The sequence below is a fragment of the Rhizobacter sp. P3_B12 genome, assembly GCF_056402895.1.
On sequence record NZ_JBFUGN010001528.1, the window covers coordinates 1 to 937 of the forward strand.

2 protein-coding genes are annotated in these 937 nt (G+C 70.9%); one reads left to right on the forward strand and one right to left on the reverse strand.

Features of this window, described 5'->3' with window-relative positions; all coding sequences use genetic code 11:
* The coding region (locus AC1D01_RS36635; RefSeq protein ID WP_477874707.1) for a MarR family winged helix-turn-helix transcriptional regulator at window positions 1-437 on the forward strand (437 nt) is incomplete at its 5' end.
* Window positions 438-458: 21 nt separating this feature from the next.
* On the opposite strand, the gene AC1D01_RS36640 is transcribed toward AC1D01_RS36635, so the two are convergent.
* Window positions 459-937, reverse strand: a 479-nt coding sequence (locus AC1D01_RS36640; RefSeq protein ID WP_477874708.1) for a GFA family protein, incomplete at its 5' end; no start/stop codon positions are given.

Consider the following 937-nt stretch of genomic DNA (forward strand, 5'->3'; position numbering starts at 1 on the left):
GCCCCCACGGCTGCACCAGCCTGAAGGTGCGCCAGCTGTCACGCCGCGTCAGCCAGCACTTCGACCGCATCGTCGCCGATGCCGACCTGAAGACGACGCAGTACTCGCTGCTGTCCCAGGTGGTGTCGCTCGGGCCGGTGAAGCCCGGCGTGCTGGCGTCTCACATGGAGATGGATGCGTCCACGCTGACGCGCAACCTGCAGCCGCTGGTGGCACAGGGCTGGGTCACGGTGGGGCCGGGCGAAGACGGGCGCAGCCGCGTCGTCGAGGCCACCGCGGCCGGCCGCGTCAAGCGCGATGAGGCGCGACGCGAGTGGAAGCGGGCGCAGGTGGCGTTCAACGAGCGGCTCGGCGACGAGCGCGTGATCCGGCTGCACGCGCTGATCGAGGAATGCCTCGCGGTGATGAACGAGACCGAGGCTGGCTCGGCGTCCTGACGGGTCCGGGCTCGCGCGGGCTCAGCGCGCCTGGCGTGCGACCTCCGCGCCCGGCTGCACGTCATCGCCGTAGGCCGCCTTCCAGCGCTCGGTCAGCTTCAGGTGCTCATCCAGCCGCGTCCCCGGCAGCCCGTCGTCGACCTCCCAGTTCGCCACCTTCGATTCGATCGCGAAATGAGACACCGGCGTGATCGCCGACGGGTCGTCCAGGCTGCCGACCGAGAGGTCCATGTGCTGCGAGCCCTCGTACGCGAAGCTCAGCGGCGTGCCGCAGTTCCCGCAGAAGCCGCGCAGCGCGAACTTCGACGACGCGTAGGTCTTCGGCGGCTCGGTCAGCCACTCGACCTGGTCGCGCCGCAGGTTCAGGAACGGCACGCGCGTGTTGCCGAAGGCCAGCTGGCACATGCGGCAGTGGCAGTAGTAGCCCTCGCGCTGCTCGGGCGATGCGCGGTAGCGGATGCGGCCGCACAGGCAGCCGCCTTCGAGCGCCGCGTTGGCCG